The organism is Aliiroseovarius sp. M344, assembly GCF_025140835.1.
Taxonomy (GTDB): Bacteria; Pseudomonadota; Alphaproteobacteria; order Rhodobacterales; family Rhodobacteraceae; genus Aliiroseovarius.
Map to the genome: position 1 here is coordinate 2,923,552 of NZ_CP081153.1, position 19,400 is coordinate 2,942,951.

The following is a 19,400-nucleotide window of genomic DNA, read 5'->3' on the forward strand; positions in this document are numbered from 1 at the left end:
ACAACCTATGTGTCCCTAACGTCGACATTGCGGGACAAACCGGACTTGTGCAGTCGCAGCTTTCGCTCACGCAGAAACCATTCGCAAATGCAGCACGGCTTGTTCTGCGGTGCAGCTAAGTTCGCCAATCTGGCCATTGACCAGGTTGTAGACCGCGAAATTCAAACCGTTTATCCGCTGCGTTTGACATCAACAATCGAGAAGCGGGTTTTTCTGCTGCTCGCTTCCTGCGAAGAAGATGTGGCGGGGCCGCATAGTGGTTATACCTTCCGTCGCCCGGATATTTGAGCAGCCCATTGGTAGCGTGGCACATATTGTCGAGGACCGCTCAAGAGGATTGATTGCCCCTCGCCTCAGGTGACCTGAGCCTGCCTGATATGCCGCCAGGCGATAACCGATATGCCCGCCCAAACCCCCGTGCGCAGGATCATCGCGCCAACGGTGCGCATCTCGAAAGCGCCGCCTTGCATCATGTGGACCGCGAACGCCAACGCTACCAGAGCGGTGCTCGCGAAAATGCCGATCGAAATCCAGACGGCAGGCGAGTGCCGTAAAAACAGCCCGATGCCTGCGAGGATATAGGCAAACCCGGCCAGAAAGTTGAACCACAGCACAAAGGGTACCGCATTGCCCACTGCGGCCTGTGCCTCGGCGCTACCGAACAAGGCACGACCGCCCGAAAGCACTGTGAGCGCACCAAATGCAAGCGCCACGATCGCAGCGACCATAAGGCTGGTATTTCGCTTTGAAGCCATTTTCCTATCCTTTGTTCAAATACGGGCATTGCCCGCTGGGGTCACTTTTGAAAGACATATGTGCCTGGTGCATCGGTGAGGACGGGATAGCCCGTTTTTGCATTTCCCATATCCGGCGGCGCTATTCGCTTGCCCGAACTTGATCCAAGCCATTGATCCCAAGCCTCCCACCAGGATCCGTCCTGTGCCTCTGTTTCCGTTTGCCATGCTTCTGGGTCGACATAGCGATCCATCGCGTCTTTGCTGCCGATCCGATAGCTGCGGCGCGGGTGGCCCGGCTCCGAGACGATACCCGCATTATGCCCGCCACTGGTCAGCACGAACGTCACGTCGGTATCGGTGAGTGCGTGTATCTTGTAGACTGAATGCCAAGGCGCGACGTGATCCTTCACCGTTCCGACCGCAAAGATCGGGGCGCGGATATCGGAAAGTGCGACCGGGCGGTCCTCGACCTGAAACCGCCCTTCGGACAGATCATTGTTCAGGTACAGTTTGCGCAGGTATTCCGAATGCATCGCATAGGGCATGCGTGTACCATCCGCATTCCACGCCATAAGATCGTTCATCGGCTGACGCTCGCCCATCAGGTATTCCCGAACCGCGCGCGACCAGATCAGATCATTTGAACGGAGCATCTGGAAAGCACCACCCATCTGGGTCGTGTCGAGATAGCCCTGTTTCCACATAACACTGTCGAGAAAGGCAAGCTGGCTTTCGTTGATAAAAAGCTGCAACTCGCCGGGTTCGGTGAAATCGACCTGACTGGCGAGCAGTGTCAACGACGCAAAAGGGTCGTTTTTTCCGCGCGCAATTGCCGCAGCAGCAATGGCCAACAGGGTGCCGCCAAGGCAATAGCCGGTTGCGTGGATCTTCTGATCCGGCACGATCGCCTGAATGGCCTCGATCGCCGCCATCACGCCCAGTTGACGGTAGTCCTCCATCGTCAGTTCGCGATCATCTTCGTCGAGGTTTTTCCACGAGATCATGAAGACCGTGTAGCCTTGCTCCACGAGATACCGCACCATCGAGTTTTGCTGTGACAGATCAAGGATATAGTATTTCATGATCCAGGCTGGAACGATGAGGATCGGCTCGGGGCGCACTGTGTCCGTGAGTGGGGCGTATTGGATCAGCTCGATCAACCGGTTGCGGTAAACCACCTTGCCCGGTGTCACCGCAACGTCCCGACCCGGCTGAAAATCCTCTGCGCCTGTCGCGTATGCGCCGGTCATGACGCTTTGTGCGTCCTCGACGAGGTTCTGCATGCCCCGGATCAGGTTTAGACCAGCTTCTTCACGGGTCTTGCGCAAAACCTCGGGGTTGGTTGGCAGGAAATTGGATGGCGAATACATATCGAGCAGCTGCCGCGTCAGGAATTGTAACTCGCGCTCGTGCTGGCCCGTGACACCGGGAACGTCCGTAACAACGTTATGCCACCATTGCTGTTGCAGCAGGAAGCCCTGATAGATCATGTTGAACGGCTTCATTTGCCAAGCGTCGTCGCTGAAACGGTTATCCTGTGGCAAAGGCGTGATGCAGGGGGCCGAATTGTGGGGTTTTGTCGCGCAATTGATTGCGAAACGGGTTTGGCGGCGGACCTTGTCAGCGGCCTTTTCGACCAGTTGCAATTGCTTGCCAGGGGCGGCGGCGATGTGGGTGGCCCAATCGAACCACGCCCCCATAAGCGCAGCGGGTGACAGCCCGTGGGTGACGCGTGAAATGGCGCTTTGAGCGGTGTGGTTCATCGCGTCGTGCAATGAGGTGGTCGGACCATTTTCATGTGGTTTCCGACCTGACGCTCCAGTCGATTTCGCGGGAGAAGGAGCGTCACCATCGGGCGCTGAAATGGGCCTTACCATCGCAATTGGTTTGCGAATGTTGCCCTTTGCCACTGCCTTTGAAGAGCGACTGCCTTTGCCATCCGCGTGCAATTGGGTGACCTGATGCTCGCCGTTTCTGTCCATGGTTGCTGTCCCTTTCTGACCACCCGATCGGCAGGATGAAGGCTCGACCTGCGTATCATCTGTTGTCGTGTCTGCGCGACTCACCAGAAGATAGTAATTGATTACTATCAAATTTCAAGACATACTCCGGCTATCGGCGGGGATTGGTCCGCATTCAGAATTCGGAGATCGTGATGCACACTGGAAAATCCAACATTGTCACAGGGTTTCTGTTTCTGACCCTCTTCATGCTTTATGGGTTCGTGTTGATCTTCCTGCGCGATTTTGCGCCGGGGAAAGAGCAGTGGATCGCTGATTACGGCGTCGGGGTGCATTTCGAATCGCGCTTGGCGCACGCGCATGGCAACCTTTTTGCGCTTCTCAACATCGCGGTCGGTCTGGTGCTTTTGCGCCTGCCGCTGCCCGCTGCATCTGGCCGATGGATTTCTTGGTTGGCGCTGGCAGGTATGCTCATGCCTCTCGGGATACTGGCAGAAGTGCTGATCGGCGCACCGCCGCTCTTTGTCATTGTTGGCGGGGCTTCCATGGTCGTCGCAATGGGCTGGCTTGCACTTGCAGTCTGGCGGGTGGAGTTGCCGTAATGACAGCACACACCAAGTCAAAGAACCTGCCCGCCGAAGAGCGCCGCAATGTCACCGTCGAAGCAGTGATCGAACTTGCAGCGACGACCAACCCGGGCGACATCACCACGGCGGCCATCGCCAAACACATGCACCTCACGCAAGGTGCCCTGTTTCGCCACTTCCCCAACAAGGAGGCGATCTGGCAGGCGGTGATGAAGTGGGTGGCCAATCGCCTGATGGCAAGGATCGACAAGGCGGCCGAAGGAATTGAGTCGCCGCTGGCAGCGATGCGCTCGATGTTTTTGGCCCACGTTGCCTTTGTGTCAGAACACCCCGGAGCACCGCGCATGTTGTTCGGTGAGCTTCAGGGGGCGAAACCGACGCCAGCGAAACGCTTGGCGCGCGCGATGATGAAGCAATATGGGGTGCGCCTGAACCACCTGATCGAGGCCGGAAAGGCGTGCGGCGAACTGGCCGAGGATCTGGATAGTCAGGCTGCAGCCACACTGTTCATTGGCACCATTCAGGGGCTGGTCATGCAATCCCTTATGTCGGGGGATATGGAAAGGATGCGCGCCGACGCGCCGCGCGTGTTCGCCATCTATCAGCGCGGTATAGCGACCAAGCAGGACATGGCGGAGACAGGAAGGACTACGTCATGAATTTGCATTTTATGGGCGCAGCACAGGAAGTGACCGGATCCTGCTATCTCATGGAAACGAAGGGCCTGCGATTCCTGGTGGATTGTGGCATGGTGCAAGGCGGGCGCGAAGCTCCGGCGCGCAACCGCCAGCCGTTCGGTTTTGATGCCAAAAAGATCGATTTCGTGCTTCTAACCCATGCCCACATTGATCATAGCGGTCTGCTTCCCAAACTGACCCGCGCGGGCTTCAAAGGTCCGATCTATACGACGTCGGCCACCGCAGATTTGCTTGGGGTCATGTTGCCAGACAGCGCTCATATTCAGGAAGCTGACGCTGAGAGGGCCAAACGCAGGTCCCGTCGCGGCAAGACGACAGCAGCATCTGCGCCGATCTACACGATGCAAGACACGCGGGAATGCCTGCGCCAGGTTCAGGCGGTTGGTTATGACGACAAGCATGATCCGCACCCTGCGGTGCGCTGCCGTTTCCGGGATGCCGGACATATTCTGGGCTCCGCCATTATCGAGGTCTGGATCACTGAAAGCGGTAAGACCACAAAGATCGTGTTCAGCGGGGATCTGGGCCAGCCAGGGCGACCAATCCTGCGCGATCCGACCATCATCGAGGAGGCCGACTTTCTGTTGATCGAATCCACTTACGGAAATCGCGATCACAAGGATCAAACTTCGACAGTTGAGGAGTTGATCGACATCGTTGAGCACACGCGCCATGCCGGAGGAGGCAACATCATCGTGCCCGCCTTCGCGGTTGGTCGAACTCAGGAGGTTCTTTACCATCTACACCGGCTAACATGCGAGGGACGGTTGCATGACTTGATGGTTTTTGTGGACTCGCCCATGGCCACAGAAGCCACCCGGATCACGCGCCAGCATCTGGAATTGTTCGACGAGCAGGCAACAAAACTGGCTGGGTGGCACAGGATTGGTTCCGATTTGCCATATCTGAAGTTCACGGCCAGCGTCGAGGAATCCAAAGCGCTCAACCAGATTCGCTCTGGTGCGATCATTATTTCCGCAAGCGGCATGTGCACTGCCGGGCGTATCCGCCATCATCTGCGTGAAAACCTTCCCCGACGCGAAAGCGTGATCCTGATCACGGGATTTCAGGCAAAGGGTACATTGGGACGACGTCTTGTGGATGGTGCAAGACAGGTGCGCATGTTTGGCAAAGACGTACCAGTGCGAGCCGCTGTTCACACTCTGAACGGGTTTTCGGCCCATGCTGATCGCACCGCATTGCTTGCTTGGGCAGATGGTTTCAAGACGTCTCCCAAACAGACATTTGTGGTGCATGGCGAGGCCGATACAGCACAGGAATTCGCCGAGAAACTGCGTACGGACAAGGGCTGGAAAGTTTCGGTGCCGGAGCTTGGATCGAAAGTCGACCTCCTCAGAGGTCAACAATGATCAGCGAAGACGAACGCAAGGTATTGGCCGAAGCCATCCAGAAAAATCCGGCATATCGCCTCGCCTACGAGGACGCCGACCTTATGGAACAGGATGACCTACGGGCCATGCGCTTGCAGCTCGAACTGATCAAACCCGAGCGCGCTTTGCGTCGCCATGACGTCCGCTCAACGGTTGTCGTAATGGGGAGCGCGCGCATCGTCTCACCGGACACCGCGCAAAGGCAGCTAAAGGACGCGCAGGCGCAAGGCGACCCCGCGAGCCCGAAAGGCCAGCGGGAGGTTGCCCAAGCCGAACGTCAGGTGCGGCTGTCGCGCTACTACGTCGAGGCCCGGCGCTTTGCCGAATTGGTATCGTTGCGTTTTCAACAAGAAGATCGGCGTGATTTTGTAGTCGTGACCGGCGGAGGCCCGGGGATCATGGAGGCGGCAAACCTTGGTGCATACGACGTGGGCGCGCGTTCGGCCGGGCTGAATATCACGTTGCCACACGAACAGACGCCAAATCCATTTATAACCCCTGATCTTGCTTTCCGCTTCCGCTACTTCGCCTTGCGCAAGATGCATTTCCTGATGCGGGCAAAGGCGCTTGTGGCGTTTCCGGGCGGCTTTGGCACCATGGATGAGGTGTTCGAAGTTCTGACCCTTGTGCAGACTGGCAAGGTGCCAAAGCTGCCAATCGTTCTGTTCGGTCTGGAATTCTGGAACCGGGCGGTGGATTTCGACTACCTCGTCGCCGAGGGTATGATTTCTCCGCAGGATCGCCAGTTGTTCACCTTAGTCGAAACGGCAGATCAGGCGATAGCGGCGTTACTTGATTTCTATCATGGCCAGCCGCCGGACGCACCGCAAAATGACCCCGAAGGAGTTGCCTAAGTTATGTCACGTAAGATTTCCATTATTCTCGTGTTCGCCGTGCTGGCGGCTTTTCTGGGCTACGCCGGTTGGAAGGTCTTGTTGGAACCCAGCGATCTGCCGCCTGAAGGGTTTGCCCGTGGCAATGGACGGATCGAAGCCGATCTGGTCGACATTTCCACCCGTCTGGCCGGGCGGGTTTCGGAAATCACCGTGCGCGAGGGTGATTTGGTGCAACCCGGCAATGTGCTGGCAGTAATGGATACAACCGAGTTGGAGGCGCAAAAAATGCGGGCCGAGGCAGCAGTTGCCAGCGCCGAGGCGGCTGTGGCCGTCGCGCAGGCCGGGGTGACCGAAGCCGAGGCACGGCTAGCGTTGTCGCAAAGCGAGCTTACCCGCGCCGAAACGCTGAATGAACGCGGCGTGGTCAGCGGCGAAGAGTTGGATATCCGCCGCACCGAGGCGCAACTGGCCGAGGCAGGCCGCACCGCCGCACAGGCTGGCGTCGTGGCCAAGCAACGGGCTGTTGACGCCGAAACCGCTGCCCTGCGTGAAATCGAGGCGCGCATTGCCGACAGCACGCTTTATGCGTCTCAGGCGGGGCGTGTTCTCTATCGTCTTGCGCAGCCGGGCGAAGTTCTGGGCGGGGGTGGCAAGGTGCTGACACTGGTCAGCCTTGGCGATGTCTATATGGAGTTCTTCCTGCCCGCCAGCGCCGCCCCGAGGGTGCGTTTGGGTGACGAGGCGCGGATCGTGGTCGACGTCATGCCCGATATCGCAGTACCAGCTTTGGTCAGTTTCGTCGCCCCGCAGGCGCAATTCACCCCGAAACAGGTCGAAACCGTTGAAGAACGCGAAAGCCTGATGTTCCGCATCCGTGTGCGCATTCCGCAAGAGCTGGTGGCCGAACGCCTCGCGCAGGTCAAAACCGGGGTGCGTGGTGTGGCTTGGGTGCGCCTGGCAGGGCCCGACGGCTCTGTTCCCGATTGGCCCGAAGGGCTGACGCCACCGGTCGCAACAGTCCTGCCAGCGCTGCAGGATGGCGCGGATGGCGGGAACTGACCGATGACTACGGCTGACGCCCCAATTCTGATAGCCGCAAGGCTGGCGGGGGTGAAACACCACTACGGCAAGGTGCTGGCGCTGCGCGATGTGACGCTCGACCTCCCCGCAGGGCAAATGGTCGGGCTGATCGGGCCGGATGGGGTGGGAAAATCAACCCTTATGGGGCTGATCGCCGGGGCCAAAAAGTTACAGGCCGGCCGCGTTGAGACTTTGGGTGGCGACATGGCCAGTGCCGCTCACCGGGCCGATGTCGGGCGGCGGATCGCATTCATGCCGCAGGGGCTGGGGCGCAATCTTTATCACGACCTCAGCCTTCAGGAGAACTTGGATTTCTTCGGCAAGTTGTTCGGGCTGGGCAAGGCCGAACGCGCAGCACAGATTTCGCGGTTGACCCGCGCCACCGGTCTTGCGCCGTTCATGGACCGGCCCGCAGGCAAGCTCTCGGGCGGGATGAAACAAAAGCTGGGCCTGTGTGCATCCCTGATCCACGATCCCGATTTCCTGTTGCTGGATGAACCGACGACTGGCGTTGACCCGTTGTCGCGTCGCCAGTTCTGGGATTTGATCGACACGATCCGCGCCGACCGCCCCGACATGAGCGTGCTGGTGTCCACTGCTTATATGGAAGAGGCCGCGCGCTTTGGTCATCTGGTGGCGATGGATGCGGGCAATATCCTGGCGACTGGCAGCCCCGCCGAACTTATGGAGCGCACTGGAACCGGAACTGTCGAGGCCGCCTATGTGGCGTTGCTTGGCGGCGAGAGCAAGGGGCCAGGAGTAACCCCTCAGCCTGCCCCTACAACCGCAACCGAGACGGGCCCTCCTGCCATTCGCGCCGAAAATCTGACCAAACGATTTGGCGATTTCACTGCTGTCGATTCTGTCAGCTTCGAGATCGCGCGCGGCGAGATTTTCGGCTTTCTCGGCTCTAACGGCTGCGGCAAGACCACGACCATGAAGATGCTGACCGGGCTCACACCCGCCACGACAGGAGAGGCGTGGATCTTTGGCAAACCCGTGGACGCGCAGAACCTCGATGCGCGTCGGCGCGTCGGCTTCATGTCGCAATCCTTCTCGCTTTATGGCGAGTTGACGGTGCGCGAAAATCTGCTCTTGCACGCGCGGCTGTTTCACCTCGGCAGTGAGCTCACCGCGCAGAGGATGGGTGAATTGGTCCCACGCTTCGGGCTTGAGCCCTATCTCGATCAGGGCGCCGCATCGCTGCCGCTGGGTGTGCGACAGCGCCTGTCGTTGGCGGTCGCGGTGATCCACGGTCCCGATATCCTGATCCTTGACGAGCCGACATCAGGCGTCGATCCGCAGGCCCGCGACGCCTTCTGGGAGATGCTGCTGGAACTGGCGCACCGCGACGGGGTGACGATCTTTATTTCGACCCATTTCATGGACGAAGGCATGCGCTGCGACCGCATTTCCCTGATGCATGCCGGCAAGGTTCTGGTGTCGGATGCTCCCAAGGCGCTGATTGCGGGACGTGGCGTCGAGACGCTGGAGGATGCCTTCATTGCTTACATGCTAGACGCTCAACCAGCTGAGGCCCCGGCAGATGAGGGCCTGTTAACCGTGAGCAATGATCAAAAGCATGACACACCCGCGTCGCGGTTCAGCATCCAGCGTATGCTGGCATTCACCACCCGCGAAGCGATGCAGGTGCGGCGTGATCCGGTGCGACTGGTGTTTTCTTTTGTCGGCTCTGCGCTTTTGCTGCTGATCATGTCCTTCGGCATCTCGCAAGAGGTGCGCAATATCCCCTTCGCGGCCTTCGATCTTGACCGAAGCCCCGAAAGCCGCGCCTATTTGTCGGGTTTTCAGGACTCTGCCTGGTTTTCCGAACGCCCGCCGATTTCAGACAACGACGAGCTGAACCGCCGCATGGCGAGTGGAGAACTGGCGCTTGCGCTGCAAATCCCGCCGGATTTCGGCAGGATGGTGCGGCGGGGCGAGTCGCCCGAAATTGCTGCCCTGATCGACGGGTCCGACACCAACCGTGCAGGCACGGTGGAAAGCTATGTCGAAGGCGCACAAGCAAGTATCCTGTCCAGCGATGCGCAATCGACCCCGGCGCTGAACGTGCTGGCCATGTCCCAATCGCAAGCGGCGGCTGCGCCCGCGCAACTGATCCCGCGCTTTCAGTACAATCCGGCGATGGAAAGCCTGCCCGCAATCGGCCCGTCGATCCCGCCGCTATTGCTGCTGCTGTTCCCAGCGATCCTGATGGCGGTCAGCGTGGCGCGTGAAAAAGAAATCGGCACAATCACCAACTTTTATGTCACGCCGACCACCCGCGCCGAATTCCTGATCGGCAAGCAACTGGTCTATATCGGCATCACGCTGCTCAATTTCGTGATCCTAACTGCGCTTGTGGTGACCGTGCTGGGTGTGCCGCTCAAGGGTGATCCTGCGGCGCTGGTGCTGGGCGCATTGCTCTATGCGGTGGCGGCGACAGGTTACGGTCTTGTCGTATCGATGTTGACCAGCACGCAGGTGACGGCGGTCTTCGCGGCGGCGATCCTTTCGGTAATGCCAACGCTGCAATTCTCCGGCATGATCACGCCCGTTTCCTCGCTTGAAGGTGCGGCGCGGATCATGGGCACGTTCTGGCCGACCACTTGGTATATGGGCATCAGCGTCGGCACCTTTACCAAGGGGCTCGGCCTGTCTGAACTGTCGGGGCACCTGCTGCGTCTGGCCGCCTTTGGACCGGTCCTGACCTTGTTGGCCGTTCTGGCCCTGCGCAAGCAGGAGAAGTGATCATGCGAAGGCTGACAAATATCTTCTGGCTCGCAGGTAAAGAGCTGAAAAGTGTGCTCGGCGATCCGGTGATGGTGATCCTGATCATGTGGTCGTTTGTTGTCGCCGTGATGCTCGAGGCCAGCGGGGCCGGAGACACGGTTTATAACGCAGCCATCGCCATTCTTGACGAGGACAGCTCTGCGTTGACCCGGCAACTCACCGACGCACTTGGCCCCCCGTGGTTCCAACCGCCGGTGATGATAACACCTGATCAGGTAAGGCCTGAAATGGACGCGGGGCAGATCATGTTTGTCCTCAGCTTTCCGCCTGGTTTTGAGGCGGATGTGATCGCGGGTCTGATGCCCGCCGCGCAGCTTGAGGTTGACGCGACGGCGGTCAGCCAGGCGCAACTTGGCACCGACTACATCGCCAACATCCTGCTGTCGGAAACTCGCGCCTTTCTCTCCGGCAGCCCAGACGCGCCAGAGGCAGCCTTGCAGTTGGAACTGCGCCGCGCCTTCAACGTCAATGGCAACCCGGTCTGGTTCAAGGCGGTGTCCTCGCTCCTGAACCAGCTCTCGCTATTGACCATTGCGCTGACCGGGGCCGCAATGCTGCGCGAACGCGAGCAGGGCACCATCGAGCATTTGATGGTGATGCCGTTGACGCCCTTCGAGATCGCGTTATCGAAGGTGCTGGCCAATGTCGTCGTGGTGCTGGCGGCCTTCACGCTGTCGCTGTTCTTCGTTGTTCAGCAGGTGTTGCAGGTGCCGGTGGCGGGATCGATTCCTTTGCTTCTGACCGGAACTGCGATTTATCTGGCCGCCGCTGCCGCAATCGGAATGTTTCTGGGCACTTTGGCGCGTAGCATGGCGCAATTCGCACTTTTGGTGATTATGGTCGTGATCCCGATCATCATGCTGTCGGGCGGCATGGGCGCGGTCGAAAGCCAGCCAGACATCGTGCAACGACTGACCATGGTCTTGCCGTCACGGCACTTTCTGGCATTCGCTAAGGCGGTTGTGTTCAGGGGGGCCGGTCCAAGTGCAGTCTGGTTCGAATTGTCGTTGATGGCCGGATTGGGCACCGGGTTTTTCCTCGCGAGCCTCGCGCTGTTTCGTCGTTCAATGAGTTTGTCCGGATGACCATTACAGATGTGTGGAGTGCGCCAGCAAACAACGTTCTCACAGTGTCAGGGCATCCATGTAGAATACGGAACGTGACGGATAGACCTTAAATTTTACAGCACGAGGAATACACTGAGTGATCCTTCCCCAACGCAATGATTTCAACCCTTTGACCCGGTTGCTTCCTATTTTGCTGTTCCTTGCGGCGGCTGGTTGTGCACTACGACTCGGACCAGAGACGCTGTCAGTTGTCGCTGAAGACGACACTACGGCTCAAAGCGTGAGCCTTCTCGTTGCCACGACACGCGCACGAGATATCAGCACAGGCAGCTACTCCGACGTTCGAGCACCCGCGCTCAACTATGAAGCGTTCACGATCTCCATCCCACCAATTCACAATGTCACACAGATTGAATGGCCAGTGTCCCAACCGGACCTACAGACTAGCTTTGCCGTGACAAATCGAACGGTTCTGCCAGAATTTACGTTGGATGTTGGCTTATTGCGATCCAGTCGAGGTACCAACGTCACAGGCAAGCGCGATGTCTTGATCTTTGTTCATGGCTATAACTATAACTTCGCGGAATCCCTGTTCCGGCTGGCGCAAATTTCTGTCGACGGAAACCTAGAGGAATTGCCCATCCTCTTTGCCTGGCCGTCTGCCGCATCCATGACGGGCTATGTCGCCGATAAGGATGCTGTCACCTATTCGCGGGACGATCTGGTTGAACTGCTGACGATTGCCGCTGCCGACCCGGCAGTCGGAAACATCACCTTGTTTGGGCACAGCATGGGCGGCTTTCTTGTCGCCGAGGCTCTACGCCAGCTCAGGCTAAGCGGCCAGGACAGGGTAATCGAACGTTTGGAAAATGTGGTACTGGCCGCGCCGGATATCGACATAGATGTCTTTCGCCGTCAGATACAAACCATTGGCGAGCTGAACCCGCCGATGACTCTGCTCGTTTCTCCAGATGATCGCGTTTTGCGGCTTTCGGAACGGCTGGCGGGATCACGTCGCAGAGTGGGAACAACAGATATAAACGATCCCCGAGTTCAATCTCTTGCGGCAGCAAACGGTGTCCGAGTGGTAGACATATCAAAAGTGGATACATTGGATGGAACTACGCACACTAAGTTCGCCGCATTGATGAGTGTCATTCCGCACGAGACGCTGACCACATTTGCATCACTGGCTCACGCGGATACATTTGTCCTGGAGCCTATAAGCGCCACTCTTGTGGCGACCCGTCAATGAGCACCTATCAGTTCGCCCCCAAATTGTGGTCTCGTAGATATGCCGTTAATGACTTCCGAAACATAGCTTCAACCCTTTCCAGATCTATTGTAAGCGCAGATTAGACCCCACCTTTCAGTGATGACTTTATTCTGCGATTCCGACCCTTCATAGATTTGAAGGGAGTATCTCTATGGATGCTACAAATGAGTTCCTCGCAAGAATACCGCGTAGTTCTGACGGCTAATGCCGTTGAACGCAACATCCGCCCGATTGCCTTACAAAGAAAAAACGCGATCTTCGCGGGCCACGATGCAGGCGCGCAGAATTGAGCCATGTCCGCAGTGTGTTAATTGGCCATTTCATGCTCGCGGCGGTTCGTATGACTGACCGGTTTCTTTGCTGCATCGCGACACCGGCAACTGAGCAGATGCAGCATTATTTGTGCTGCGAGCGCTCGCAACACAAAGTTCGAATTCACAGTGTGGGCTCAATGCGGACATTCAGAACCAACACAAGATACACTCACCCCTTCCCAATCGGCACCACATTCTCGGCCCCGTCAGACAGTTCCTCAAAATCAAAGTTATCCAACCGTGCCGCACGCTTCCCCGCCCGCTCTGCAGCCGTCGTAATCCCCTCAACATCCCGCCGGGCCTGATCGAAGTGGCTCTCTAACTTGCCCGCGCGTTCGACCACCAGCTCGACGTCTCGGTGTAGGTTCTTTAGCATCTTTCGGATCTCACCCGCTTGTTCGCGCATCCGCGCGTCTTTCAGGATCGCGCGCATAGTGTTCAGGGTCGCCATACAAGTGGTGGGCGAGACAATCCAGACGCGCGCCTCGAACCCTTCGCGGACCAGTTCGGGGAAGTTGGCGTGAAGCTCGGCATAGACGGCCTCGGACGGCAGGAACATCAACGCGCCGTCTGCGGTTTCGCCTTCAAGGATATACTTCTCGGAAATCGCTTTGATGTGGGCTTTCACCGCGACCTTCATCGCCTTGGCGGCCTCGTTCAGCTCGTATTGCGTGTCGGCTTTGCGCAGCGCCTCATAGGCCTCCAGCGGAAACTTGGAGTCGATCACGATTGGCCCCGGAGGGTTCGGCAGGTGGATCAGACAATCCGCGCGCTTCCCGTTCGAAAGTGTCTGTTGCAGGTCATAGCTGTCTTTCGGCAGCGCCTTGGACACAATGTCGGTCAGCTGGATTTCCCCAAATGCGCCGCGGGTCTGCTTGTTCGACAGAATATCTTGAAGGCTCAGCACGTCGCCAGACAGCCGTGTGATATTGTCCTGCGCCTTGTCGATTACCGCCAGCCGTTCCTGCAACTGCGTCAGGCTTTGGGTCGTTTTCACCGTGTTGCCCTGAAGGCTTTCCTTCATGCGATCTTGCAGTTCGGACATGGCGCGCGCGGATTTCATTGCGTTGTCGTGCAGGCGGTCGTTCATCTGCTGCTGAACATGGGCTAGACGGCTTTCCATCGCCTGCAAAACCTGTGTTTGTCCGGTCGCCTGCGCATCCGACACGGTGCGCAATCCACCGGAAAGCTGATCCTGCCCAGCGCCCAACACCTGCACCGCCTGCCCCAGACCACCCATCTGGCGCGCCATATCTTCGGCCACACGCGCAGACCGGCCTGCGCGGCGCACCACGACAATCAGCAGGATGAACATAAGAACAGCCAAAGCCGCCCCGCCGATGGTCACCAAAACCAACGGGTCAGAAAGGTCATATATGGTGTCACCAATCTGGATCATGTGCGTCCAAACAGCCTTTCGATATCTGCAAGTTTAAGCTCGACGTAAGTGGGGCGCCCGTGGTTGCACTGGCCCGAATGGGGCGTCGCCTCCATCTCGCGCAACAGCGCATTCATTTCTTCAGGTCGCATCCAGCGGCCAGAACGGATCGAGCCATGGCAGGCGACGCGGGACAGGACCGCCTCGATCTTGGCCTGCACTTTATTGCTATCGCCAAGGTCCGCCAGTTCGTCCAGCACGTCCTTGATCATCGCCGTCGCGTTGATTTCGCCCAGAATGGCGGGGGTTTCGCGCACGGCAATCGCGTCACCACCGAAGGGTTCAATAACCAGCCCCATGGCGGCGAGGTTTTCCGCCACCTCCAACAGCCGCGCCACATCGCCGGACGACAGCTCGACAATCTCAGGGATCAGCAGCGCCTGCCGGGCCACGCCGTTCTCCGCCATCTGTCGTTTGAGCTTCTCGTAAACCAGCCGTTCATGCGCCGCGTGCTGGTCGACGATCACCATCCCGGTCTCGGTCTGCGCAATGATGTAGTTCTCATGCACCTGCGCGCGGGCCGCCCCAAGGGGCAGCGCCTCTTGCGGCGTATCAGCAAGGGCATCGACAACCGGGTCGTAGCGCGCCGAGGGCGTGGACATCTCGGCAAAGCCGCGCATGTCAGTGGCAGGCGCTTGCGAAGCATAGGCTTCACGGATTGCGCCCGTGCCCGGCCGATCCATCTGATAGACGCGGGGCTGGGTCTGTTCGGGGCGCATCGCACCCAATGTTGCCCCCGCGACGGTCGTCGAGGCGCGGTGTCCAGCACTCGCCAGTGCATGGCGCAGGCCAGACACAATTAACCCACGCGCTATGCCGGGTTCGCGGAACCGGACTTCGGATTTTGCGGGGTGCACATTTACATCCACCAGATGAGGATCACACGAAATGAACAACGCAGCCGCCGGATGTCGGTCGCGGCTGAGAAAATCAAAATAAGCAGCTCGCAGCGCACCAGTCAGCAACTTATCCTTTACAGGACGACCGTTGACGAACAGAAACTGCGCCACAGCAGCCCCGCGTGAATAGGTCGGCAGCGCCGCGTATCCAGTCAATCGCAACCCGCCACGCTCGGCGTCGATCTGAATGGCATTCTCGCTGAACTCGCGGCCAAGGATTGTTGCAAGTCGCCCGCCAAGCGCATCGAACATATCGCCGGTTTCGGGGTCAGCCCGGAAGGTCACACGGCCATCGCCGCCGCCCGATACATCGCGCAAAGTGAACCCCACATGTGGTTCAGCCATCGCAAGGCGCTTGATCACGTCGGTGATCGCCTGTGCCTCGGCCCGGTCGGTGCGCATGAATTTCAACCGCGCGGGCGTCGCAAAGAAAAGGTCACGCAGTTCGACCACCGTGCCGCCGGACAAGGCTGCTGGCTTCACAGCGCTAACATCACCGCCAGCAACGCGGATCGTTGCGGCATCGAACTCATCGGCCCGCGACGTGATGGTCAACCGACCAACCGAACCAAGCGACGGCAGCGCTTCGCCGCGAAACCCGAACGTGTGAATATCCAGCAAATCCGAGCCGTCAATTTTCGACGTGGCATGGCGTGACATCGCCAGTGGCAAATCATCTGGGGCAATTCCGCAGCCGTCGTCGGTGACGCGGATCATGGTCTTGCCGCCATCCGCATAGGTCACGTCAATCCGCGTGGCACCTGCATCCAGCGCGTTTTCCACCAGCTCTTTCACGGCGGAAGCCGGGCGCTCCACAACCTCGCCCGCCGCAATCCGGTTGATCGCGGCATCATCCAGTTGGCGGATGACAGGGAGAACGCCCGAACGGCGGTCAGGGAGCCGCACCGGGCTTATTTGGGGGTTATCCACGGACATGCCACAAAACCTAGCATGTACAGCGCCGATTCGACCATTGTGAATTCGCTCCTCACGGGGCAATCCATGTTAATTTGATACAACGCCATCAGGTTGGCCGACGACCACAAAATGCAGTGCGTTCGGGTCATACAATCTCGCTGCCACACGCTTTGTATCGTCCAACGTGACAGCCATCACCTGATCGTTTCGCGTGGCGATGTAATCGGTCGGCAGGTCTTCCATCTGCATCGATACCATGATGTTCGCGATCGTGGCATTGCCATCGAACCGCAGCGGATACGACCCGGTCAAATAGGTTTGGGCGGCTGTCAGCTCGTCCTGCGTGATGCCGTCTTCGGCTATCTTGGCCCATTCTGCCCGCACGACCTGAATGGCTTCAGCCATCGACCCGTTTTGGCTGGAAAAATGCCCCATAATCGTTTCGGAAAGATCAGCGTCGGCCAGATATGTCCCGATGCCATAAGTCAGGCCGCGTTTCTCGCGCACCTCGTTCATCAGGCGCGAGTTCGAACTGCGCCCGCCCAAAACTTCGTTCAGCACAAAGGCCGCAAAGAAGTCGGGGTCTTCACGCGTAATACCAACCTGCCCGAACATGGCGACGGACTGCGGCGTGTCAAATGGCACCACGGTGGTCCCACCTGTCAAAGAAAATTCTGCGCGCTCTGGCAGCGGTGCCCCCTTGGCAGGCAATCCGTCGAAAAGCCTATCTAATAGCTGGCTAAGATCACCCGCCGAAATGTCGCCAACAGCAGCGACATATATCCGATCCAACGCAATCGCGTCCGCCAAAGCAGTCTCAAGGTCATCACGCGTCAAGGACGCCACACTTTCAGGTGTTCCGGACTGATAGGTGCCATAGGGATGGTCGCCATAGGCCATCTTGTCCCACGCCTCTCCTGCTATAGCGTTGGGGTCCGTGACCCGGGCCGAAAGATGCGACATCACTTGCGCCCGCACCCGGTCTATCGCCGATTGATCAAACCGAGGTTCAGTCAGTGCTGCATGCAAAAGATCTGTCGCGGCGTCGCGGTTTTCGGTCAAGAACTGCGCGGAGACCGTCACCACGTCATCGTAAGCCCCGAAGCTGAACGACACTGCCAGCGTTTCGCGCGCTTCGGCAAAGGCGCGGGCGTCCAGATCACCAGATCCTTCTTCCAGCAAGCCAACCATCAGATTGACCGCGCCGCGCTTGTCAGGACGGTCAAGCGAGGTGCCGCCACGAAACCGAATTTCCAAGGCGGTGAACGGCAGAGTGTTTTCCTCAACCAGCCAAACATTAATACCAGCCGGTGTCGTTAGTTCCTGAATTGTAATCTCTGCACGGGCGGGGAATGTTATGACCACCAAAGTGGCAAGGGCATAAACCAGTCGTATCATTACATTTCCTCTCCGCCTTCGGGCACAAGCCAGCCAGTAACTGACTTGCGTTCATCAAAGACAGCCCGTGCCGCGTCCATCACCTGCTCAGGTGTGACGGCCTCTAGCGTGTCGGGCCAGGATTGCACATCCTCGATCGTCAGACCTGAGGTCAAGGCGCGCCCATATTGCTGTGCCCGCGACATCGCATTATCGAGCGAATAGACCTGATCTGCGCGGATTTGAAATTTGATCCGTTCAAACTGCTCTGTGTCTATCCCGACCTCAAGAAATTCGGCAATCTCGCGGTCCAATGCGGCTTCGGCGTCGGCAAGACTGGTGCCGGGCGTTGGGTAAACAACGAGTGAAAACTCGCTGCCATCCAGCATCACCGAGCCATAGCCTGCACCCGCGTAAACGGCGATTGGCTCTTCGAACTGAAGCGCGCGCCCCAGAACCGAGGTGGCACCGCTGCCGCCAAGAATTTCCGCCAGATAGACCAACGCGGCTGCCTGCTCCTGCGACCCCGCATTGCGCTCTGGCGCTTGGTATTGCCGGAATACATAGGGCTGCGAGACGCGGGGATCCTCAAACCGCAAACGACGCGCGGCCAACTGGGGCGGTTCGGTCAGGCGTTTGCGCTCGGCAAGGTCCGGCGTGGGCGCCAAGGGGCCATAATGTTCCTGAGCCAAGGCTTTGACGTCATCAGGTGTTACGTCACCCGCCACTATCAGAATGGCATTATTGGGTGCATAGAACCTTTCATAGAAGGCCAACGCATCAGCCCGCGTCAGTTGTGCCGCTTCGTGGCGCCACCCGATTACGGGCGTGCCATAGGGATGGTTCATGTAAGCCGCCGCATTCATCTGTTCGTGAAACAGCGCTGACGGATCGCTATCGGTGCGTTGCGCGCGCTCTTCCAATATGACGTTTCTTTCGGTCGCAATGTCATCTTCGGCCAGCCGCAAATTACGCATCCGGTCCGCTTCCATTTGCATCATTAAACCAAGGCGGTCCGCTGCGATGCGCTGGAAATAAGCCGTGTAGTCTTGCGAGGTGAACGCATTGTCGGATCCGCCATTTTCGGCAACGATCCGGCTCAACTCACCCGCCTCCATCGTGTCGGTCGCCTTGAAAAGTAGATGTTCAAGGAAATGCGCAATGCCTGAGACGCCGGGTGTCTCATCCGCGGCCCCTGCGCGATACCATAGCATATGCACGACAACCGGTGCGCGGTGATCCTCGATCACGACGACTTCTAGCCCGTTGTCTAGGGTGAAATCCGAAACACCATCTTTGGCATCTGCAGGCGTGCCCAGCCCGATGGCAAGAAAAGCAGCAAGTATGAACCGCATCCGTAACTCCCGTCTGTTCGTGATCAAGTTACGCGTGATGGCGCGGGCTTCAAGGTGTGAAAACAGAGATGTGATCACCGTCAGACCCAACGGCCATCGCAAAACGAAAAGGGGCCGTTGGCCCCCAACGTTATTGTGAAACCACCGGGTTGGGTGGGGCAGCAGGCGTCCAAATCCCTCGGCGGCGCATGCGTTCAAGTTCACGATGCTGGTCAAGTTCTTGCGCCTCATAGGCGCTGTAATAGACATTTACGTTGAACAACCGCTCAAGAAGTTTACCGCGGTTCTCCTGACGCCACTTCAGATCCTCTGCAGCAAGCTGGCTGCGAATGCTCGGTGAAACGCCGTATCGGCTGGCGGCGGTGACAAGCGCGCCCTCTCCGCCACGGAGCCCGGTGCTACGAAGTTGCCCACCAAGCGCCGCAACAGCGTCTGCGTTAGGTGTCGGATCTGAGACGTTGGTGCCGCCCGGCGTTGGCGGTGGCAAAGCAGCATAGTTTTCGGGTTCCTGCAGGGGTTTCGTCGGCAGAATAGAAAATTCATCCGGGCCTGCCTGGCTGGACCGCAAGTTCATCAACTGGGGATCACCGCCCCGCGAACAGGCAGTCAGAAAAATACCGGCGCAAAGAATGGCCAAAAGCTTCACGGAAAAAAATCGCATGTGACGAAAAAC

General features: G+C 58.5%; 16 protein-coding genes and 1 pseudogene. 10 read left to right on the forward strand and 7 right to left on the reverse strand.

All coding sequences use genetic code 11. The annotated features are described in order from the left end of the window. The first annotated feature begins 87 nt into the window (after positions 1–87). Entirely contained in the window at positions 88–288 is a 201-nt protein-coding gene (locus K3556_RS14375) for a hypothetical protein (protein WP_260517448.1), read from the forward strand. A 65-nt stretch (positions 289–353) separates the two neighbouring features. On the opposite strand, the gene K3556_RS14380 is transcribed toward K3556_RS14375, so the two are convergent. Together K3556_RS14380 and K3556_RS14385 are read right to left on the reverse strand one after the other, a co-directional pair. Next, positions 354–755, reverse strand: a complete 402-nt coding sequence (locus K3556_RS14380) for a hypothetical protein (RefSeq protein ID WP_067552193.1) — start codon at positions 753–755, stop codon at positions 354–356. Positions 756–796: 41 nt separating this feature from the next. Then, on the reverse strand, positions 797–2,614 hold the full coding sequence (locus K3556_RS14385; protein ID WP_082959475.1) for a PHA/PHB synthase family protein: 1,818 nt from the start codon (positions 2,612–2,614) through the stop codon (positions 797–799). A 278-nt stretch (positions 2,615–2,892) separates the two neighbouring features. Between K3556_RS14385 and K3556_RS14390 the strand changes: the two genes are divergently transcribed. From K3556_RS14390 to K3556_RS14430, 9 genes and pseudogenes are all read left to right on the forward strand, one after another. Beyond that, a complete protein-coding gene (locus K3556_RS14390) occupies positions 2,893–3,300 on the forward strand; it encodes a hypothetical protein (protein WP_067552190.1) in 408 nt (135 codons plus the stop codon). After that, positions 3,300–3,944, forward strand: coding sequence for a TetR/AcrR family transcriptional regulator (locus tag K3556_RS14395; protein ID WP_173488136.1), 645 nt, complete (start codon positions 3,300–3,302; stop codon positions 3,942–3,944). Before K3556_RS14390 ends, K3556_RS14395 begins: the two co-directional genes overlap by 1 nt. Beyond that, positions 3,941–5,353: an MBL fold metallo-hydrolase RNA specificity domain-containing protein gene (locus tag K3556_RS14400; protein ID WP_260517449.1), complete on the forward strand. Its 1,413-nt coding sequence runs from the start codon at positions 3,941–3,943 to the stop codon at positions 5,351–5,353. The genes K3556_RS14395 and K3556_RS14400 overlap by 4 nt, the downstream gene beginning before the upstream one ends. After that, positions 5,350–6,228, forward strand: coding sequence for an LOG family protein (locus K3556_RS14405; protein ID WP_074038926.1), 879 nt, complete (start codon positions 5,350–5,352; stop codon positions 6,226–6,228). The genes K3556_RS14400 and K3556_RS14405 overlap by 4 nt, the downstream gene beginning before the upstream one ends. Before the next feature lie 3 nt (positions 6,229–6,231). Next, positions 6,232–7,269 (forward strand): HlyD family secretion protein, encoded by a 1,038-nt coding sequence (locus K3556_RS14410; RefSeq protein WP_173488135.1) that lies wholly within the window; start codon positions 6,232–6,234, stop codon positions 7,267–7,269. A gap of 3 nt (positions 7,270–7,272) precedes the next feature. After that, positions 7,273–10,041, forward strand: a complete 2,769-nt coding sequence (gene rbbA / locus K3556_RS14415) for a ribosome-associated ATPase/putative transporter RbbA (RefSeq protein WP_067552178.1) — start codon at positions 7,273–7,275, stop codon at positions 10,039–10,041. 2 nt (positions 10,042–10,043) lie between these two features. Next, positions 10,044–11,168 (forward strand): ABC transporter permease, encoded by a 1,125-nt coding sequence (locus tag K3556_RS14420; RefSeq protein ID WP_173508457.1) that lies wholly within the window; start codon positions 10,044–10,046, stop codon positions 11,166–11,168. Between the two features lie 118 nt (positions 11,169–11,286). Then, a complete protein-coding gene (locus tag K3556_RS14425; RefSeq protein ID WP_260517450.1) occupies positions 11,287–12,405 on the forward strand; it encodes an alpha/beta hydrolase in 1,119 nt (372 codons plus the stop codon). A 221-nt stretch (positions 12,406–12,626) separates the two neighbouring features. Next, positions 12,627–12,713 (forward strand): annotated as a pseudogene (locus K3556_RS14430) (transposase); the annotation flags it as partial. A 196-nt stretch (positions 12,714–12,909) separates the two neighbouring features. On the opposite strand, the gene K3556_RS14435 reads toward K3556_RS14430, so the two are convergent. From K3556_RS14435 to K3556_RS14455, 5 genes are all read right to left on the reverse strand, one after another. Then, positions 12,910–14,139, reverse strand: coding sequence for a DNA recombination protein RmuC (locus tag K3556_RS14435; RefSeq protein ID WP_260517451.1), 1,230 nt, complete (start codon positions 14,137–14,139; stop codon positions 12,910–12,912). Beyond that, positions 14,136–16,013, reverse strand: coding sequence for a DNA mismatch repair endonuclease MutL (gene mutL, locus K3556_RS14440; RefSeq protein WP_260517452.1), 1,878 nt, complete (start codon positions 16,011–16,013; stop codon positions 14,136–14,138). The genes K3556_RS14435 and mutL overlap by 4 nt, the downstream gene beginning before the upstream one ends. Positions 16,014–16,082: 69 nt before the next feature. Then, positions 16,083–17,393, reverse strand: a complete 1,311-nt coding sequence (locus K3556_RS14445; RefSeq protein ID WP_260517453.1) for a pitrilysin family protein — start codon at positions 17,391–17,393, stop codon at positions 16,083–16,085. Beyond that, positions 17,393–18,727: a M16 family metallopeptidase gene (locus K3556_RS14450; protein WP_260517454.1), complete on the reverse strand. Its 1,335-nt coding sequence runs from the start codon at positions 18,725–18,727 to the stop codon at positions 17,393–17,395. The genes K3556_RS14445 and K3556_RS14450 overlap by 1 nt, the downstream gene beginning before the upstream one ends. Before the next feature lie 130 nt (positions 18,728–18,857). After that, a complete protein-coding gene (locus tag K3556_RS14455; protein ID WP_260517455.1) occupies positions 18,858–19,388 on the reverse strand; it encodes a DUF3035 domain-containing protein in 531 nt (176 codons plus the stop codon). Positions 19,389–19,400: the final 12 nt, after the last annotated feature.